This window comes from Bradyrhizobium sp. GCM10028915, assembly GCF_042666195.1.
Lineage (GTDB): Bacteria > Pseudomonadota > Alphaproteobacteria > Rhizobiales > Xanthobacteraceae > Bradyrhizobium > Bradyrhizobium canariense_D.
Genome location: NZ_JBHTFN010000070.1, coordinates 54,894 through 72,449, shown reverse-complemented (window position 1 = coordinate 72,449; position 17,556 = coordinate 54,894). Strand labels below are relative to the sequence as shown.

At 63.5% G+C, this 17,556-nt stretch carries 18 protein-coding genes; 16 read left to right on the top strand and 2 right to left on the bottom strand.

What is annotated here, in order from left to right; all coding sequences use genetic code 11:
• Window positions 1-117: 117 nt before the first annotated feature.
• The 15 genes from ACFQX9_RS33800 (at window position 118) to ACFQX9_RS33730 (ending at window position 15,815) form a co-directional block, all read left to right on the top strand.
• Window positions 118-1,218, top strand: a complete 1,101-nt coding sequence (locus ACFQX9_RS33800; RefSeq protein ID WP_085348982.1) for an inositol-3-phosphate synthase — start codon at window positions 118-120, stop codon at window positions 1,216-1,218.
• Window positions 1,218-1,817: a histidine phosphatase family protein gene (locus ACFQX9_RS33795; protein ID WP_085348981.1), complete on the top strand. Its 600-nt coding sequence runs from the start codon at window positions 1,218-1,220 to the stop codon at window positions 1,815-1,817. Before ACFQX9_RS33800 ends, ACFQX9_RS33795 begins: the two co-directional genes overlap by 1 nt.
• The gene (locus ACFQX9_RS33790) at window positions 1,814-2,917 is read left to right on the top strand and encodes a glycosyltransferase (RefSeq protein WP_377791659.1); all 1,104 of its coding nucleotides are present in this window, start codon (window positions 1,814-1,816) and stop codon (window positions 2,915-2,917) included. Before ACFQX9_RS33795 ends, ACFQX9_RS33790 begins: the two co-directional genes overlap by 4 nt.
• A gap of 2 nt (window positions 2,918-2,919) precedes the next feature.
• A complete protein-coding gene (locus ACFQX9_RS33785; RefSeq protein ID WP_377791658.1) occupies window positions 2,920-3,729 on the top strand; it encodes a nucleotidyltransferase family protein in 810 nt (269 codons plus the stop codon).
• The gene (locus ACFQX9_RS33780; protein WP_377791657.1) at window positions 3,726-4,493 is read left to right on the top strand and encodes a TIGR04290 family methyltransferase; all 768 of its coding nucleotides are present in this window, start codon (window positions 3,726-3,728) and stop codon (window positions 4,491-4,493) included. Before ACFQX9_RS33785 ends, ACFQX9_RS33780 begins: the two co-directional genes overlap by 4 nt.
• Window positions 4,490-5,443 carry a beta-xylosidase gene (locus tag ACFQX9_RS33775; RefSeq protein WP_377791656.1) on the top strand — a complete coding sequence of 318 codons (954 nt, stop codon included), beginning with the start codon at window positions 4,490-4,492 and terminating at the stop codon, window positions 5,441-5,443. Before ACFQX9_RS33780 ends, ACFQX9_RS33775 begins: the two co-directional genes overlap by 4 nt.
• The gene (locus ACFQX9_RS33770) at window positions 5,431-6,636 is read left to right on the top strand and encodes a phosphopentomutase (protein ID WP_377791655.1); all 1,206 of its coding nucleotides are present in this window, start codon (window positions 5,431-5,433) and stop codon (window positions 6,634-6,636) included. Before ACFQX9_RS33775 ends, ACFQX9_RS33770 begins: the two co-directional genes overlap by 13 nt.
• 208 nt (window positions 6,637-6,844) lie before the next feature.
• Window positions 6,845-7,957, top strand: coding sequence for an NAD-dependent epimerase/dehydratase family protein (locus ACFQX9_RS33765; protein ID WP_377791654.1), 1,113 nt, complete (start codon window positions 6,845-6,847; stop codon window positions 7,955-7,957).
• Window positions 7,957-9,021, top strand: coding sequence for a GDP-mannose 4,6-dehydratase (locus ACFQX9_RS33760; protein WP_085348976.1), 1,065 nt, complete (start codon window positions 7,957-7,959; stop codon window positions 9,019-9,021). Before ACFQX9_RS33765 ends, ACFQX9_RS33760 begins: the two co-directional genes overlap by 1 nt.
• Window positions 9,018-10,304 carry a TIGR04295 family B12-binding domain-containing radical SAM protein gene (locus ACFQX9_RS33755; protein WP_377791653.1) on the top strand — a complete coding sequence of 429 codons (1,287 nt, stop codon included), beginning with the start codon at window positions 9,018-9,020 and terminating at the stop codon, window positions 10,302-10,304. Before ACFQX9_RS33760 ends, ACFQX9_RS33755 begins: the two co-directional genes overlap by 4 nt.
• Window positions 10,301-11,404: a glycosyltransferase family 4 protein gene (locus ACFQX9_RS33750; protein WP_377791652.1), complete on the top strand. Its 1,104-nt coding sequence runs from the start codon at window positions 10,301-10,303 to the stop codon at window positions 11,402-11,404. Before ACFQX9_RS33755 ends, ACFQX9_RS33750 begins: the two co-directional genes overlap by 4 nt.
• Entirely contained in the window at window positions 11,401-12,531 is a 1,131-nt protein-coding gene (locus tag ACFQX9_RS33745) for a glycosyltransferase (protein WP_377791651.1), read from the top strand. Before ACFQX9_RS33750 ends, ACFQX9_RS33745 begins: the two co-directional genes overlap by 4 nt.
• Entirely contained in the window at window positions 12,528-13,616 is a 1,089-nt protein-coding gene (locus ACFQX9_RS33740) for a glycosyltransferase (RefSeq protein WP_377791650.1), read from the top strand. Before ACFQX9_RS33745 ends, ACFQX9_RS33740 begins: the two co-directional genes overlap by 4 nt.
• A complete protein-coding gene (locus tag ACFQX9_RS33735; protein ID WP_247473885.1) occupies window positions 13,613-14,737 on the top strand; it encodes a glycosyltransferase in 1,125 nt (374 codons plus the stop codon). Before ACFQX9_RS33740 ends, ACFQX9_RS33735 begins: the two co-directional genes overlap by 4 nt.
• 10 nt (window positions 14,738-14,747) lie before the next feature.
• On the top strand, window positions 14,748-15,815 hold the full coding sequence (locus tag ACFQX9_RS33730; RefSeq protein WP_018460378.1) for a UDP-glucuronic acid decarboxylase family protein: 1,068 nt from the start codon (window positions 14,748-14,750) through the stop codon (window positions 15,813-15,815).
• 43 nt (window positions 15,816-15,858) lie between these two features.
• On the opposite strand, the gene ACFQX9_RS33725 is transcribed toward ACFQX9_RS33730, so the two are convergent.
• Window positions 15,859-16,119, bottom strand: coding sequence for a hypothetical protein (locus ACFQX9_RS33725; RefSeq protein WP_085348969.1), 261 nt, complete (start codon window positions 16,117-16,119; stop codon window positions 15,859-15,861).
• A gap of 107 nt (window positions 16,120-16,226) precedes the next feature.
• Window positions 16,227-16,724: a ferritin-like domain-containing protein gene (locus tag ACFQX9_RS33720; protein ID WP_026234016.1), complete on the bottom strand. Its 498-nt coding sequence runs from the start codon at window positions 16,722-16,724 to the stop codon at window positions 16,227-16,229.
• A 227-nt stretch (window positions 16,725-16,951) separates the two neighbouring features.
• Between ACFQX9_RS33720 and ACFQX9_RS33715 the strand changes: the two genes are divergently transcribed.
• Entirely contained in the window at window positions 16,952-17,554 is a 603-nt protein-coding gene (locus tag ACFQX9_RS33715; protein ID WP_085348967.1) for an NADH-quinone oxidoreductase subunit B family protein, read from the top strand.
• Window positions 17,555-17,556 lie beyond the last annotated feature (2 nt).

The window sequence follows — 17,556 nt, the reverse complement described above, 5'->3', positions numbered from 1 at the left end:
CAGTGAGTTCAGGAACGAACATACGTTCCCCACGTTCGCCGACGTACTTACGTCAACACTGCATCTCTTCAACACTGCATGCCTTAACGCTGCACGTCTTCCGGAGGGCCTCTAGCCATGCATTCTCGTCTTCAGGACAGGCGGCGCGTGCGCGTCGGCATCGTCGGTGTCGGCAATTGTGCGAGCTCCTTCGTTCAAGGGCTCTCCTATTACCGGGACGCCAAATCGAATGAACCGGTGCCTGGGCTGATGAACGCCGATCTCGGCGGCTACCACATCAGCGACATTCAGGTCGCGTCGGCCTTCGACGTCCATGCCGGCAAGGTCGGACGCGACGTGGCCGAGGCGATCTTCGCAGCGCCGAACAACACGCACCGCTTCTCCGACGTCGCCCCCACCGGCGTCATGGTCCAACGCGGCCCCGTCATGGACGGCGTCGGCCATTATCTCAAGGACGACGTCCCGATTGCGGATGTCCCGGAAGCCGACGTCTCCGAAGTGCTCGCGACCTCGCGCACGGACGTGCTTGTGTCCTATCTTCCCGTCGGCTCGCAGCGTGCGAGCGAATTTTACGCCGCGCGCGCGATCGAGGCCGGCTGCGGCTACGTCAATTGCATCCCCGTCTTCATTGCCTCGAATCCCGACTGGCGGCGGCGTTTCGAGGATGCAGGCCTGCCGATCGTCGGCGACGACATCAAGAGCCAGGTCGGCGCCACCATTCTGCACCGTGTGCTCGCCAATCTCTTCCGTGAACGAGGCGTACGGCTGGACAGAACCTACCAGCTCAACGTCGGCGGCAACACCGATTTCAAGAACATGCTCGAGCGCGAGCGGCTGACATCAAAGAAGATCTCCAAAACCCAAGCCGTAACCAGCCAGTTCGACGTGCCCATGGATGCCGATAATATCCATGTCGGCCCGAGCGACCATGTGCCGTGGCTGACCGACCGCAAGCTGGCCTTTATCCGCCTGGAGGGCACCACGTTCGGCGGTGTTCCCTTGAGCGCGGAAGTCAAGCTCGAAGTCTGGGACTCCCCGAACTCGGCGGGTGTCGTGATCGACGCGGTCCGCTGCGCCAAGCTCGCCATGGACCGCGGGCAGGCCGGCGCGCTGACGGGCCCCTCGAGCTATTTCATGAAGTCGCCGCCTCAGCAGTTCACGGACGAAGAGGCCGGACGGCGAACGCGCGCCTTCATCGACGACAAGGCGTATACCTGATGGCGAAGATCATTCATCTGATCCGCCACGGGCATCATGCCCTGCTCGGCCGCACGATCTGTGGCCGGATGAAGGGCGTAGAGCTCGATGATCTCGGCTGCGAGGAAATCGCGCGATGCGCCGATACTTTCACGCCCCCGCCGAGCATGGTTCAGTCGAGCCCGCAGCGGCGCTGCATGCAGTCGGCCTGCATCCTGGCGGCGCGCTTCGGCTTGCCGGTCGAGATCGTGCCGGCACTCGACGAGCTCGACTACGGCGAATGGACCGGACTGTCGTTCGAGGCGCTCGCCCGGGATCCCCGCTGGTCGCGCTGGAACGAACAACGCGGAACGAACCGCCCGCCGGGGGGCGAAAGCATGCGGTCGCTTCAGAAGCGCGTCGTCGCCCATCTGGAGCAGCTGCGCAACGATCATGGTAGCGGCACCGTCGTCGTCGCCGTCAGCCATGCCGAACCGATCCGCGCGGCGCTGCTGCACTATTCCCGGAAAGAGCTCGACGACTTCCTCTCGATCGAGATCGACCCCGGCAGCGTCAGCACCCTCAGCGTGGACAATCGCGGACTCAAGATCACCGGGATCAATCAGCGGGTGCCAGCGTGAAGATCGTCATTTTCGGCCTGACAATTTCCTCGTCCTGGGGCAACGGTCACGCCACCCTGTGGCGAGGGCTTTGCAAGCATCTCGCGCGAGCCGGCCACAGCGTCGTCTTTTTCGAGCGCGACGTGCCCTACTACGCGGGCGCGCGGGATTTGCACGAACTGCCCGGCGGGCAATTGCGACTGTTCTCGAACTGGGACGATGTGCTGCCTTTGGCGCGGAGCGAAATTCGTGATGCAGATGTCGCGATCATAACGTCCTATTGTCCCGACGCGATCGCCGCGACAGAGCTTGTCCTGTCCGAGGGTCGTGCGGTGCCCGTGTTCTATGACCTCGACACGCCGGTCACGCTGACGAAGCTGATGGCCGGCGAGGCCGTTCCCTATATCGGGCCGCGCGGCCTGCGGGATTTCGCCCTGGTCCTGAGCTTCACCGGCGGCTCCCGCATCTGCAACGAATTTCGCGACAGGCTCGGCGCCTGCAACGTCCGCCCGCTCTACGGACACGTCGATACGGACATCCATCGGCCGGTGCCGTCGCAGCCGCATTACCGTGCGGATCTGTCCTATCTCGGCACATATTCGCGGGATCGCCAGCGCGCACTCGAGGCTCTGTTCGTCGAACCCGCACGTAACAGGCAGGATCTGCGCTTCCTGATTGGAGGTGCACAATATCCGGAAGATTTTCCCTGGTCGCCAAACATCTACTTCGTGCAGCACTTGCCGCCGTCGGAGCACGCGGCGTTCTTTGCGTCATCCCGGCTGACACTCAACGTCACGCGCCGCGCCATGGCCGAGATGGGCTGGTGCCCCTCCGGCCGCCTGTTCGAAGCCGCTGCCTGCAAGGCCCCGCTGCTCAGCGACGACTGGCCGGGACTCGATGAATTCTTTGTACCTGGGCAGGAGATCCTGATCGCATGCGATGCGAAGGACACGCTTGCTGCGTTGACGATGGCCGACGCCGAGCTTCAGCACATTGCCGGGCGCGCCTATGAACGGACCATGGATCAGCACACATCCGACAAGCGCGCAGCCGAACTGATTTGGCTGCTCGAGCAGACGGCATCGCTCGGCGCGCGCCGACAGCAACCCGAGGAGGCCTGATCATGTGGGGCATCGTTCCGGCCGCGGGCCGCGGCAGCCGCATCCAGCCGCTCGCCTTCTCCAAGGAGTTGCTTCCGGTCGGAAGCCAACGGGACGACGGCATCGACCGTCCGTGCGCCGTCTCCGAATATCTGCTGGAGCGGCTGATCCTTGGGGGCGCCGACAAGATTTGCTTCGTGATCTCCCCCGGCAAATCGGACATCCTCGAATATTTCGGCGATCATTATGGCAGCGCCCAGCTCGCCTATGTCGTGCAGCCCGATGCGTCGGGGCTGTGCGATGCCGTCTTCAGGGCGGGCACGGTCGTTGGCCACGACGAAGACGTCCTGGTCGGCCTTCCGGATACCGTATGGTTCCCAAAGGCGGCCCTGCAGGCGTTGCCGGCCGCCGACCTGTCGTTTCTGCTGTTTCCGGTCGAACATCCCGAGTTCTTCGATGCCGTCGTGCTCGACGGCGATCGCGTCACGGAGATCCAGGTCAAGCAGCCGGATGCGGTGTCGAAATGGATATGGGGCGCCTTCAAGATGTCCGGCCACGGATTTCGCGAGCTTCAGTCGTTGTGGACGAAGCGCGACCGCCGCGATGAATATTTCGGGACGCTCGTCAATGCCTACATCGCGGGCGGCGGCCAGGGTCTCGGCGTCAAGGCCGGCGAATCCTATGTCGACGTCGGCACCATCGATGGCTACCGGACGGCAATGGCGTTGCTCGCGGAAAGCTCCGCCGGGAACGGACGCTCTCGACTGCTGGCCGGCGGTTCGCCGGAGGCAATCCGCCCTGCCTCCGCAATGAACAATGGAGTGACCGCATGAGCAGAGGCGCCCTCTCCCGCGAGGAAATCCGCCAGCGCGTCGATGCGCTCGGGCCATGGTTTCACAATCTGGACCTGAACGGCGTGCCGACAGCGCCTTCACACTTTCTCGGCGACTATCCCAACGTGAAATGGCGCCGCTTTTCCGGGATCATTCCGGACCGCCTCGAAGGCAAGACCGTGCTCGATATCGGCTGCAATGCCGGTTTCTACGCCATGGAGATGAAGCGGCGCGGCGCCGAGCGCGTCCTCGGCCTGGACACCGACGACGAATACCTCGCGCAAGCCCGCTTCGCGGCCGAGGTGAACGGGCTCAGGATCGAATTCCGCAAGATGTCAGCCTATGATGTCGGCCAGCTGCGCGAAAAATTCGATCTCGTGATCTTCATGGGCGTGCTCTACCACCTGCGGCACCCTCTGCTGGCACTCGACCTGATCCACGAGCACGTGGCTGGCGATCTCCTGCTGTTCCAGTCGATGCAGCGCGGCGACAGCCGCGTGGATTCCCTCGACAAGAACTATGACTTCTGGACCACCGATCAGTTCGATTCCCTGGGCTATCCAAAGCTGCACTTCATCGAGAACAAATATGCCGACGACCCCACCAATTGGTGGGTGCCGAACCGCGCCTGCGCCGAAGCCATGCTGCGCAGCGCCGGCTTTGCGATCGCGGCGCATCCGGAAGAGGAAGTCTATCTCTGCAAACGGGTGACAAGGCCGCAGGCGGAAGGTCCGGTTTATCCGTCGCGGGAGACTGGCCGATGATCGAAGCCGCCAAGATCTGGAACGAGCCCAACAACAAGTCGCACTGGGACATCCTGATCGATCCGGATTGGACCATGTTCGCGAGCCTGTCGCTCGCTGCCGGAAAGGCGATCCGCAGCGCGCATCCCACACTCCCACGTGTGCTTGGCGGCATATCGCCGATCGATCCGTCCTTCCTGCGCAACATGCAGGCGCGCGGCGTACTCGATCATGTCGATGCCGTGGCCGTGCACGGCTTTCCGCTGGACTGGAACCTGTGGCAGATCGCGGAATGGCCGGCCAAGATCGACGAGATCAAGGCCGTCACCCCGCTGCCTGTTTGGGTCACGGAGGTGGGAGTCTCGTCTTTCGGCGCCGAGGAGGTGCAGGCTTGGGGCCTGACCCGAACGGCGGAGTTGTTGATCGGCCGCGCTCCGCGCATTCACTGGTACAGCCTCTACGATCTGCCTTCGAGTTGGGAGGCCACGACCCGGCACAAGGAGGCTGAAGGTTCATCCTACTACAGGCATTTTCACATGGGCCTGCTACGCGAGGACGGCACGCCGAAAGCTGCCGCGGGCCTGTTCAGCCAATATGCGCCTGCGATGGGCCTGTGCCAATGGTTTCATTTCGAGGACCACCGCCTGGATGACGCCGTGCGCTGGATGCGCCGGCTCGGCGTGCAGCATCTCAGGACCGGCCTGTCCTGGGCCGACAGCTTCCGTCCCAATGCGCTCGCCTGGTTCGATCGGCAGATGGACGCGCTGGCCGAGTTTCAGGTCACGGTGACCTTCTGCTTCACCCCCGAACATCGGGGTATCGAGCCTCATCACACCAGCCCGCCGCTCGACGTGAACGAGTTCGCGGATTTCTGCGCACAGATGGTCGAACGCTATTGCGCGAAAACCGGGCTCGCGCCGTCCGCAGCGTCTTCGCGCCCGGCCGTCTCGGAGCCAACATGCGTGCCCTGATCCTGGTGATGGACTCCGTCGGGATTGGCGCCGCGCCCGATGCCATCAATTACGGCGACGAGGGTGCCGATACCGTCGGCCACATTGCCGACATGTGCATGGCCGGCAATGCCGACGGACCGCACCGGGAGGGGCCGCTTCAGCTTCCCAATCTGGTTGAGCTCGGCCTTGGCCAGGCTTGCCGTCTCGCCACCGGGCGCGTGCCGCCGGCGCTCGATGGCCGAACTGAGCATGCGCGATTTGGCTGCGCGAGCGAGATCTCCAAAGGCAAGGACACGCCCTCGGGCCATTGGGAGATCGCCGGTGTGCCGGTGCCATTCGACTGGGGCTATTTTCCAAGAACCGAACCATGCTTCGCGCGCGACCTGACGGAGAACCTGTGCGAACAGGCTCGAGTGCCCGGCATCCTCGGGAACTGTCACGCCTCCGGCACGGAGATCATCGCCGAATTCGGCGAGCGTCACATCAGAACGGGCGAACCGATCTGCTATACATCGGCCGACAGCGTGTTTCAGATCGCAGCGCACGAGGAGACTTTCGGTCTCGAACGCCTCTATGAGGTCTGCCGCGTTGCCCGCCGACTTGTCGACCCCCTCAACATCGGGCGCGTCATCGCACGCCCCTTTATCGGCACGTCGGCAGGTGACTTCAAGCGAACAGCGCACAGGAAGGACTTCTCTGTCCCGCCGCCGGAGCGAACGATCCTCGATCTTGCCGAGAGCGCAGGCCGTGACATCGTTACGATCGGCAAGATCGACGACATCTTCGCCCATCGCGGCACCGGGAGGAACCTGCGCGGCGATGGCAACCAAGCGCTGTTCGACGCCACGCTCGACGGGCTGGCCTCTCTCGCGGAGGGAGGGATGTTGTTCGCCAATTTCATCGATTTCGACACGCTGTACGGCCATCGCCGAGATGTGGCAGGCTATGCAGCGGCGCTCGAAGCCTTCGATGCCCGCGTTCCGGATCTTTTGAACCGCCTGCGCAAGGATGATTTGCTGGTCATCACGGCCGATCATGGTTGCGACCCCACCTGGAGCGGTACCGATCACACCCGGGAACAAGTGCCGATCTTGGCATGGAGCACGCGATCAACTTCTCCAATCGGCAAGCGCGCCGGATTTGCGGACGTTGGCGCGACAGTCGCAAGGCATCTCGACCTGCAGGCGCCGGTTCACGGCGTGCATTTTTAGTTCGGTGCACCGGCTGATTCACCTGGGTTATTGATCCAGGTTAGAGAAATTTTCGTTTGTAGGTTTCGCAGGAACGAACATTCCTTGCACCGCTTCTACTTCCAAATGTGACTGGCGCGCCGGTCGCTCGACCAGAACAGCAGCGCGCTTTCATTCTCATCACGGATTGATCCCGTAGGATCGATCTCACGGCGGCCCGGAGCGGTGAATGACGCGAGTATTGATCACTGGAGGTGCGGGATTCATCGGATCGCATGCAGCGGACGCGCTGTTGGCGGCCGGCTACGAAGTCCGCCTGCTCGACAATCTCTCGCCGCAGGTCCACGGAGGCAACCGCCAGCGTCCCGCCTATCTTGCCAAAGACGCGGAGCTCGTCGTCGGTGACGTCACCGACGCTCTCGCGGTCGATCATGCGTTGCGCGGCACCGACATGGTCCTGCATCTCGCATCAGCGGTCGGCGTCGGCCAGAGCATGTACGACATCGAACCCTACGTCAGAACCAACGAGCTCGGTACCGCCGTGCTGTTGCAGGCTCTATCCAAGCGCCCGGTCGCGCGCCTCGTGGTGGCCTCGTCCATGAGTATTTACGGCGAGGGCCTTTACCGGAGCGCCGATCAGAGCGTGGTCGCGTGCGAGGAGCGGGCGGTCGAGCAGCTTCGCCGCGGCGATTGGGAGCTGCGCGATGCCGCTGGCAACCCGCTCGATCCCGTCCCTACGCCGGAGACAAAGCAGCCTTCGCTGAGCTCGATCTATGCGCTCAACAAATATGCGCAGGAGCGCATGTGCCTGATCACAGGCAAGGCGTATGGCATTCCGACGGTGGCGCTACGCTTCTTCAATGCGTTCGGGCCACGTCAGGCTCTGTCCAATCCCTATACCGGCGTGCTGGCCATCTTTGCCGCCCGGCTGCTCAACGGCCGTCCTCCCCTCGTCTTCGAGGACGGCCGGCAGCGCCGCGACTTCGTCCATGTCCATGACGTCGCCCGCGCCTGCCGGATGGCGCTGGAGACGGATCAGGCGCAGGACGTCTTCAACATTGGCTCGGGCCAGAGCCGCACAATCCTGTCGGTCGCGGAAGACCTGGCCGAGGTCATGGGGCGCCGCGACATTGCGCCCGAGCTGACGCGGAAATATCGCGCCGGGGACATCCGGCACTGCTTCGCCGACATGGGAAAATCCCGCGACGTGCTCGGCTTCGAGCCTCGCGTCGCATTCAGGGACGGGCTCGAAGAGCTGGCGGAATATCTCGCCGACCAGATCGCCGACGATCAGGCGGAGCGAGCCACCAAGGAGCTGCAGCAACGAGGATTGGTCGCGTGATGAGTGAACGAGACAACAGACCCGTCCTGATCACCGGCGGCTGCGGGTTTATCGGCTGCAACCTCGCCGACCGCCTCGCGGAGCGCGGCGAGCCGGTGCTGATCCTGGATAACCTCGCCCGCACCGGCGTGCGGGAGAATGCGCAGTGGCTGAAGTCCCGGCATGGCGACCGGGTCACAATCACCGTGGCCGACATTCGCGAGCCGATCCCGGTGATCGACGCTGTACGCGAAGCCCGCGCCGTGCTGCACTTGGCCGCCCAGGTCGCCGTCACCGACAGCGTGAGCGATCCGGCCGCCGATTTCGAGATCAATGCGCGTGGCACATTGAACGTGCTCGAAGCCGTGCGCCTCCACAACAACGCCGCACCGATCGTGTTCGCCTCGACCAACAAGGTCTACGGACGCTTGATCGATGATGGCGACATCGCGCTCACCGGCCGCCGCTACACGCCGAAAAGCGGCCTGCTGGCGGCCGGCATCTCGGAAAATGCGCCGCTCGACTTTTACAGCCCCTATGGATGCTCCAAGGGAACGGCGGATCAATACGTCCACGACTATGCGCGGGTCTACGGCCTCCAGACCGTGGTAATGCGCATGAGCTGCATCTACGGGCCCCGTCAATTCGGCACCGAGGATCAGGGTTGGATCGCGCATTTCCTGCTCAGCGCTATCCGCAGCAAAGAGCTGACGATCTATGGCGACGGCCATCAGGTCCGCGATGCGCTTCACGTCTCCGACGCGGCCGCGGCCTGGCTCGCCGTGCTCGATGGCATCGCGCTCGCCCGTGGGCGCGTATTCAATCTCGGCGGTGGTCCGGCCAACGCGATCAGTCTGCTGGAATTGATCGACCGCATCACCGATCTGACCGGCCGCAAGGTGGCCTATCGCTTTGCCGATTGGAGGCCCGGCGATCAGCCCTGGTACGTGACCGACACGCGCGCGCTCTCCAGCGCGCTCGGCTGGGCACCTCAGATTTCATTCGCAGACGGACTCCGATCCCTTCACACCTGGCTGGACGGCCGGTTCGGATCGTCACAAGACAACCGCGAGGCGCTCGCATGACGCGTGTTGCCCTCATCAACCCAAACTGGGACTTTGGCGGCAGCATCTATTTTGGCTGCCGATCGCCTCACCTTCCGCTCGAACTGGGGATCTCCGAGCACTACCTGAAGGCGGCCGGGCACAAGACGCTGCTGCTCGACGCCCACATGTTTGACCTTTCTCTCACCGAGATCGAAGCCGAGCTGCGCGCGTTCGGCCCCGACCAGATCGTCATCACGACAGCGCCGACCTATCTGTTCTGGCGCTGCGCCCCTCCCGAGCTCCGCGTTCCGCAGGAGCTTGCGATGGCGGTGCGCGACTTCGCTCCGATCCTCATCGCGGTGGGCCCCCATGGCTCGACCGTGCCAAGGGCGGCGCTTCGAAAGCTCGGCACCGACATCGTCGTGATGGGCGAGTGCGAGGCGTCCTTGCTGCGTCTAGCCGATGGCGAACGGGACTTTCCGGGCTTGTGCTTTGCCGATGGCGTATCGCTCCGCGTCAATGGCGGCCCGCAGGCCGTCGCGTTCAAGGATCAGCCGCCGCTCGACTGGCCGGAGGAGATGATCCGGCGACACCACCATCACCATCACCGCTTCGAAGCCGAGCCGCAGGCGCCAGGCGCCGAGGTCGAATCATCCAGGGGATGTCCGTACAACTGCACGTTCTGCGCCAAGGAGAACTTTCGCAACGCCTACCGCAAGCGGCCCCCCCTTATCGTTCTCGAAGAGATCGACGGTCTGCGCCGTCAAGGCATCGAATATGTCTATTTCATCGACGAGATTTTCCTTCCGAACGCGGAGCTGCTGGAAGGGCTGACCACACGCGGACTGAAGTTCGGGGTGCAGACCCGCATCGACCTCTGGAAGCCGGACATGCTGGCTCTGCTCGGCCGCGCCGGCTGCGTCTCGATTGAAGCCGGCATCGAAAGCCTCACCGTCGAGGGTCGCGCCGCGCTCGCCAAGAACTGCAAGATGACGACCGACCAGCTTGCCGAACGGCTGGTCGAAGCGCGCCGTCACGTTCCCTTCGTGCAGGCTAATTTAATCGAAGTCCCCGAGGACGATGATCCCATCGTGCAGCGCTGGCGCCGCACCATGCAGGATGCCGGCATCTGGGCCAACGATCCGGTCCCGCTGTATCCCTATCCCGGGTCGCCGGATTATCGAAAGCTGTGGGGCGAGCCCGACGATTTCGCCTGGGAGCGCGCACACCGGCACTATCTCGCGATGTTCGACCAGTTCAGCGACGTGCAGAACGATCGCCCGGTCCCGCTCGAGGCTCTCGAACTGCAGGTGGCATCATGAGCCGCAGCTCGCAGCTCAGAATCCTGATGACGACCGATACTGTCGGAGGCGTCTGGACCTACTCGTCCTCACTTGCTTCGTCCCTTGCTGCGAAGGGCGCCGACGTCACCCTGGTGACGATGGGTCCGCGCGCGCGGGCCGGCCAGCTTGAGATGCTGCGTGGCTCGCGGGTCCGCCTGATCGAAACGGACCTTGCGCTCGAATGGCAGGACCCGGAAGGACAAGATCTGGCCGAGGCCAGGCGCGTCCTTGCGAAGCTCGAAGCCGGAATCCGGCCTGACGTCATTCACCTCAACAGTTTTCGCGAGGCGACCTTCGCCTGGCGCGTTCCGGTGGTGGTCGTCGCGCATTCCTGCGTCAACTCTTGGGGGCTCGCCTGCCGCGATACGAGCTGGCTCGGCGAACCGAAATGGCGCCGCTACACCGAACGGGTGACGGCCGCACTCGACACGGCACAGGCATGGGTTTGTCCCAGCCAGTCCTTCCACGATGACATTGCGGAAATTTATCGGCCTCGCTCGCGCGGCATCGTGATCTGGAATGGAATTGGCCCTCAGGGCTTTGCGGGACGGAAGCAAGACGTGATCTTTGCGGCGGGCCGGATCTGGGACCGCGCCAAGAACATCGAGGTCCTGGCGGCTGCAGCGCCTGGGCTGGACTGGCCCGTTCAGGTCGCGGGCCCGGCGGATGAGTGCCCTTCGGCTTCCGTCACCTGGCTCGGGCATTTGCCTCACGAAGTCATGCGCGCGCATTTGCAGCAGGCCGCCATCTTCGCCAGCCCCGCGCTCTATGAGCCGTTCGGCCTCTCCGTTCTGGAAGCCGCGGCGGCGGGATGCGCTCTCGTCCTGTCCAACATTCCGACTTTCAGGGAATTGTGGAGCGGGGCCGCGCTCTTCGTCGATCCCACCGACAGCAAGGCGCTGCATCGAGCGCTCGCAGGTCTGTGCACCGACGATCGCGAGCGGGTGAGGCTGCAACGTGCCGCCTTTGAGCATTCCCTGACCTACTCGCTGACCCGAACCACGAGCGCCTATCTCAGCCTCTACGAGGAGCTGCTTGCCGTCCATCACGCGCCTGCCCCCATGGAGGTACGCGCATGAAATGCGTTCTATTCTATCACGCGTTCACCTCCTGCTGGAACAACGGCAATGCCCATTTCGTGCGCGGTTATGCCCGCGAACTTCACGCGCTCGGTCATGAGGTCGTCGTGTTCGAGCCGATCGACGGCTGGAGCCGATTGAATGCGATCCGCGAGGGTGGCAGTCAGACGATGGAGGATATTCCAACGCTGTTTCCCGGCATCGGCATCCGCCGCTACGACGCCTCCCTTGATCTCGATGAGGCGTTGCACGGCGCCGATCTCGTCATCGTCCACGAATGGAATTCGCCTGATCTGATCGCAGACATCGGATCGAGACGGGCTCACGGCGCGCCCTTCACGTTGCTGTTCCACGACACCCATCATCGCGCCGTCAGCGCACCGGACGAACTCGCGCAGTTTGACCTCGACGGCTTCGACGGTGTGCTCGCCTTCGGCGAGGTCCTTCGCCAAATATATCTGAAGCTCGGCTGGGCGGACCGAGCCTTCACCTGGCACGAGGCGGCCGACATCGCCCTGTATCATCCGCTGCCGCATATCGAGCGCACCGACGATGTCGTCTGGATCGGCAATTGGGGCGACGGCGAACGCAGCGCCGAGCTCAACGAATTTCTGGTCGAACCCGTGGCCGAGCTGAAGCTGCGCGCGGGCGTCTATGGCGTCCGCTATTCGGACGCAGCCCTCGCGACCATTCAGGCGGGGGGCATTCGGTATGGCGGCTGGCTGCCCGCACACTGGGCTCCCATCGCTTTCGCCGGCGCACGCGCGACTGTCCACGTCCCCCGCGGTCCCTATGTCCGCTTGCTACCGGGCATTCCGACCATTCGCATCTTCGAGGCGATGGCGTGCGGCATTCCACTGGTCTCGGCCCCCTGGTCGGACGCGGAAGGCCTGTTCCCGGAAGGTGCCTATCTCAGCGCCTCCGACGGCACCGCAATGAAGCGGGCGCTTCGTGCGCTCCTCGATGACCGGGAATTATGGTCAGCCACGGTGGAGACTGGACTCCGAGCGATCAAGGAGCGTCACACCTGCCGTCACCGGGCGGAGCAGCTTGTCGGCATCGTGCAGGACCTCAGGGCTTCAAGCCACGCGACACAGCCCCTGCGATACATCGGAGCCTCCGCATGAAGATCTGCTTCTTCGGATCCAGCCTCGTCTCATCCTACTGGAACGGTGCCGCCACCTATTACCGCGGCATGCTGAAGGAGATTGCGGCCCTCGGCCACGACGTCACATTCTTCGAGCCCGATGCCTTCGAGCGCCAGGCCCATCGCGACATCGACGATCCCGACTGGGCGAAGGTGGTGGTCTACGCCGCGACGCCCGAGGGCTGGCGTAGCTCGCTTGAGGAAGCCGCCCGCTCGACCGACATGCTGGTCAAAGCCAGCGGCGTCGGCGTCTTCGATCGGGAGCTAGAGAACGCGGTCGCCGACATTCCGTCGAATGCAATGCGCATCTACTGGGACGTCGATGCCCCCGCGACGCTGGAGTCCGTGGCGGACAATTCAGACCATCATCTGCGCCATGCGATCCGATCCTACGACATGGTTTTGACCTATGGCGGCGGCGATGCTGTCGTATCCGCTTATCGCGGCATCGGCGCGAGAGACTGCGTGCCGATCTACAATGCGCTCGACCCCGCCACGCACTTTCCGGCGCCGCCCAATCCACACTTCACGTGCGATCTGAGCTTGCTGGCAAACCGCCTCCCGGACCGCGAGCAGCGCGTCGAGCGGTTCTTTCTCGACGTCGCGCGCCAATTGCCCGACAAAACGTTCGTGCTCGGTGGATCGGGGTGGGACTCCAAAGACACGCCATCCAATCTGCATAAGGTCGGGCATGTCGGGACCGGCGACCACAACGCGTTCTTCGGCTCCGGTCTGGCTACGCTGAACGTCAATCGCGACAGCATGGCGCGCTACGGCTTCTCGCCGCCAACGCGCGTGTTCGAGGCCATCGGTGCCGGAGCCTGCCTGATCACCGACCAGTGGGACGGCATTGATCATTTTCTCGAGCCAGATCGCGAGGTGCTGGTGGCCGCGAGCGGGGCGGAGGTCGCAGAGCATCTTGCCGCACTGCGCCCCGAGCGGGCTCAGGCGATCGCAGCGCGCGCTCGTGCGCGCATTCTGAGCCATCACACCTACCGGCAGCGCGCCCGCCAGTTCAACGATCTCTTTGCCGCAAGCAGTTCGCGAATCGAGGCAGCAGAATGAACCTCACCATCGTCGTCGTCGGTCTTTCGGTTACTTCGTCCTGGGGCAACGGTCATGCCACGACCTATCGCGCCCTGATCGAAGCCCTGGCACGACGAGGTCACCACGTCACGTTTCTGGAACGCGACGTCCCCTGGTATCGCGAGCATCGTGATCTTGCCAAGCCTTCCGGTTGGACTGTCGAGCTTTACCAATCCTTGAAGGACATCCCGCAGCGTTTCGGAAAGATGATCCGGGATGCCGATCTGGTGGTCATCGGCTCCTACGTGCCCGACGGCATCGCGATCTCCGAATGGATCACGACCCACGCCCGGGGGATTACTGCCTTCTACGACATCGACACGCCTGTCACGCTTGCGAAGCTCGAGCAGGGCCTGGACTATCTGTCCGCGGCGATGATCCCGCGCTTCGACCTTTACCTATCCTTTGCTGGCGGCCCGGTGCCCGGCATGATCGAGGAGAACTATGGCAGTCCGCTGGCTCGGGTGCTGTATTGCAGTGCCGACACCGACATCTACGCGCCGCAACGCGCGGAGAAGAAATGGGCACTTGGCTATCTCGGAACCTACAGCGAGGACCGGCAGCCGGTTCTGGAGCAGCTGCTGCTCGCCCCTGCTCGCACTCTCTCACGCGAGCAATTCGTCGTCGCCGGCGCGCAATATCCCGATGAGGTGGTCTGGCCCGCCAATGTCGCCCGGATCGAGCACCTCACGCCCAAACATCATCCGGGATTTTACGCAGAGCAACGCTTTACGCTAAACGCCACCCGCGCCGACATGCGCGCGCTCGGCTTCTCGCCCAGCGTTCGGTTGTTCGAAGCGGCCGCGTGCGGCACGCCCGTCATCTCGGACCGGTGGCCTGGAATCGAGACCGTCTTCGAGCCTTCCCGGGAAATCCTGCTCGCATCGAGCCCCCGCGACGTCGTGGAGATCCTGCGCGACATGCCCGAGGAGCAAAGGCGCACGATCGCGGAAAACGCACGGCGCCGCGTTCTGGCTGACCACACCTCCGACCACCGCGCCCGGCAAGTCGAGACCTACTACGCCGAGGCGTCGGTCCGCCGCCGGCGGAAAGCCCCGCAACTTCCCGCCTCGCGTCCCATGCAGGTCGCTCAAATCTGAAAGGCAGCACATGACAGTTCAGACCCGCATCAACGCGTCCCGCCGCTCTCCCACCGTTCTGGTGGCCGGCGGCGCCGGCTTCATCGGATCCCACCTCTGCGATGCGCTTTTGCAGCGCGGTCACACTGTGATCTGCCTCGACAACCTGTTTACGGGAAGGATCGACAACATCCGCCCGCTGCTCAATCATCCGAATTTTCGCTTCATCGAACACGACGTGCGCGATCCCATCGAGATCGAGGGCGACATCGACCGGATCTACAGCCTTGCCTGCCCAGCCTCACCCAGGCATTACCAGAAGGATCCAGTCGGCACGATGAAGACCTGCGTGCTCGGCACCATCAACATGCTGGAGCTCGCGCAACGGAAAGGCGCCCGGGTGCTGCAGGCATCGACCAGCGAGGTCTACGGCGATCCCGAAGTGCATCCCCAGCCGGAAACCTATCTCGGCAACGTCAATCCGATCGGGCCCCGGGCCTGCTACGACGAGGGCAAGCGGGCTGCGGAAACGCTGATGTTCGATTACCATCGCATGTACGGCGTCGAAATCAAGGTCGCGCGCATCTTCAACACCTACGGACCGCGTATGCTGGAGAATGACGGACGCGTGGTCTCCAACTTCATCGTGCAGGCGCTTCGCGGAGAGCCGATCACGATCTATGGAGGTGGTACGCAGACCAGGAGCTTCTGCTTCGTCGACGATCTCGTGCGCGGCCTCCAGCTGCTCATGGAGAGTCCATCCTCGATTACTGGTCCGTGCAATCTGGGCAATCCCCACGAGGTCACCATCGAGGCTATTGCGCGCGACGTGCTGGCGTATACGGAGTCAATCTCGCCGCTCCGATTCGAGGAGTTGCCGAAGGACGATCCAAAGCGCCGCAAACCAGTGATCGACACAGCCGTTCGCGCGCTGGGATGGCGCCCGCGCGTGGCGCTCAAAGACGGTCTCAAGGCGACGATCGCCTATTTCGCCATGCGCATGGCCGGGGAAGCGCCGGCACTTGTTCCGGCCATTGCACCGCGCAGGAGCGGACGTACCGGGGCACGCGGACAGCTAACGATCGCCGATGGGCAGTAAAGGGCAGAACGAGCCGAGGAACGCGCGGAACCCGCGCGAGCTCTCAAGCCCGTGAAGCAGCCGCGCCACGGGCCGGCTTGCAGAAGTTCTCGAGATGGTACTGGTATTCGGAGATCGCGCGATTGGCCATCCGGATCCGGTTTTCCTGGCCTTCCTCGACCATCATGGTGATGCGCTGGGCCAGAAACACGCACGCCTCGAACTCATCGTGGATCGCCCCGCTGCGGGCCAGAAAGTCCCACGCGATCTCATAGGCCTGTTCGGCAGCGGGACTACGGTAGTCACTGAAAATGATGTGCGCCATTACAGCCAAACGTGGATAAGAGGGTTCCGGTCCTGCGAGCCGATATGACCGCAGGCGGACTCGGCGGCCGAAGCCGCCGGTCTCGCCGTGGTGGGTGTGGAGTGCGATCAGGCCGCCTGGCGCTGATGCGCCAGATATTCCATTGTCACCTTCTCGACGTTCGAGTCGATCCAGGCGGCCATGCGCTGCTCCTCCTTCAGCGACGTCTCAAGAGGCTCCTTGGCCTCCGCGAACCCAGCGGCGCCGCAGAGGGCGAGCAAAGACTTGTATGCAGCAATCTCGAAATTCTCGAAGGCATTGTTGGCGAATGTGTTCTTGAGAATCTCGTCGCCGGCGACAGAGTGTGCCATGGCTTGCATGTTCGCCATCATGGATTGCGTCGTATCCTTGAGGCTGGAGGTGCTCTCCCCGCAGGCTTCCAGGCATCTCTCCAGCCGCTTCAGCTGCTCGTTGGTTTCCTGAAGGTGGGCGGCAACCTTGGCCTTGACCTCGGGATATTCGTCCAATCGTTCCGACTGACGTTCCATCAACTCTCGCGCCTGCACTTCCATCGCATGCGCATTGCGTAATCCAACCACGAATGTATCGCGGGCTGCGTTCGTCATTTCATGTTCTCCATTTCACCGGCCTTGTCGCCGCCAACCGCAGTTTCGGTGGATCGTTCCTAGAGTGATCCGTCACGCCGACGCTGGGTTCCGGCCGCCGGACCCGAAGCTAACCTGCGATAACAGAACACAAATCCCGCTACCGCCGCAGGAACGCGGCATGCAAATGACTGTTTTCCCGAACGTGTGGTCGCATCGCCAAACGGCCGCAGCGCTTAGGGACAAGAATGACAGACAGCTCTCCGCACGTCGGCAGCTCAGGCGCTTCGCTTGGGCGGCCCGGACTTGGCCGGCCCGGACTTGGCCGGCCCGGCGAGGGACGGCCCGACAACACTTCCGATCCGTTCTTCATGACGATCCGCGACGATCTTGCGGACAAGGGCTTCTTCACGGCGAGCGCGGAGGAGCTGATCACCTGGGCGCGAACCGGGTCGCTGATGTGGATGACGTTCGGGCTCGCCTGCTGCGCGGTCGAAATGATGCAGATGTCGATGCCGCGTTACGACGCCGAACGCTTCGGCTTCGCGCCGCGCGCATCGCCGCGCCAGTCGGATGTGATCATCGTCGCGGGCACGCTCACCAACAAGATGGCGCCGGCGTTTCGCAAGATCTACGACCAGATGCCCGAGCCACGCTACGTCATCTCGATGGGGTCGTGCGCTAATGGCGGTGGTTACTACCACTATTCGTATTCGGTCGTGCGCGGCTGCGATCGTGTCGTGCCGGTCGACATCTACGTGCCCGGCTGCCCGCCGACCGCGGAGGCGCTGCTGTACGGCGTGATGCTGCTTCAGAGGAAGATCCGGCGGATCGGCACAATCGAGCGCTAGTG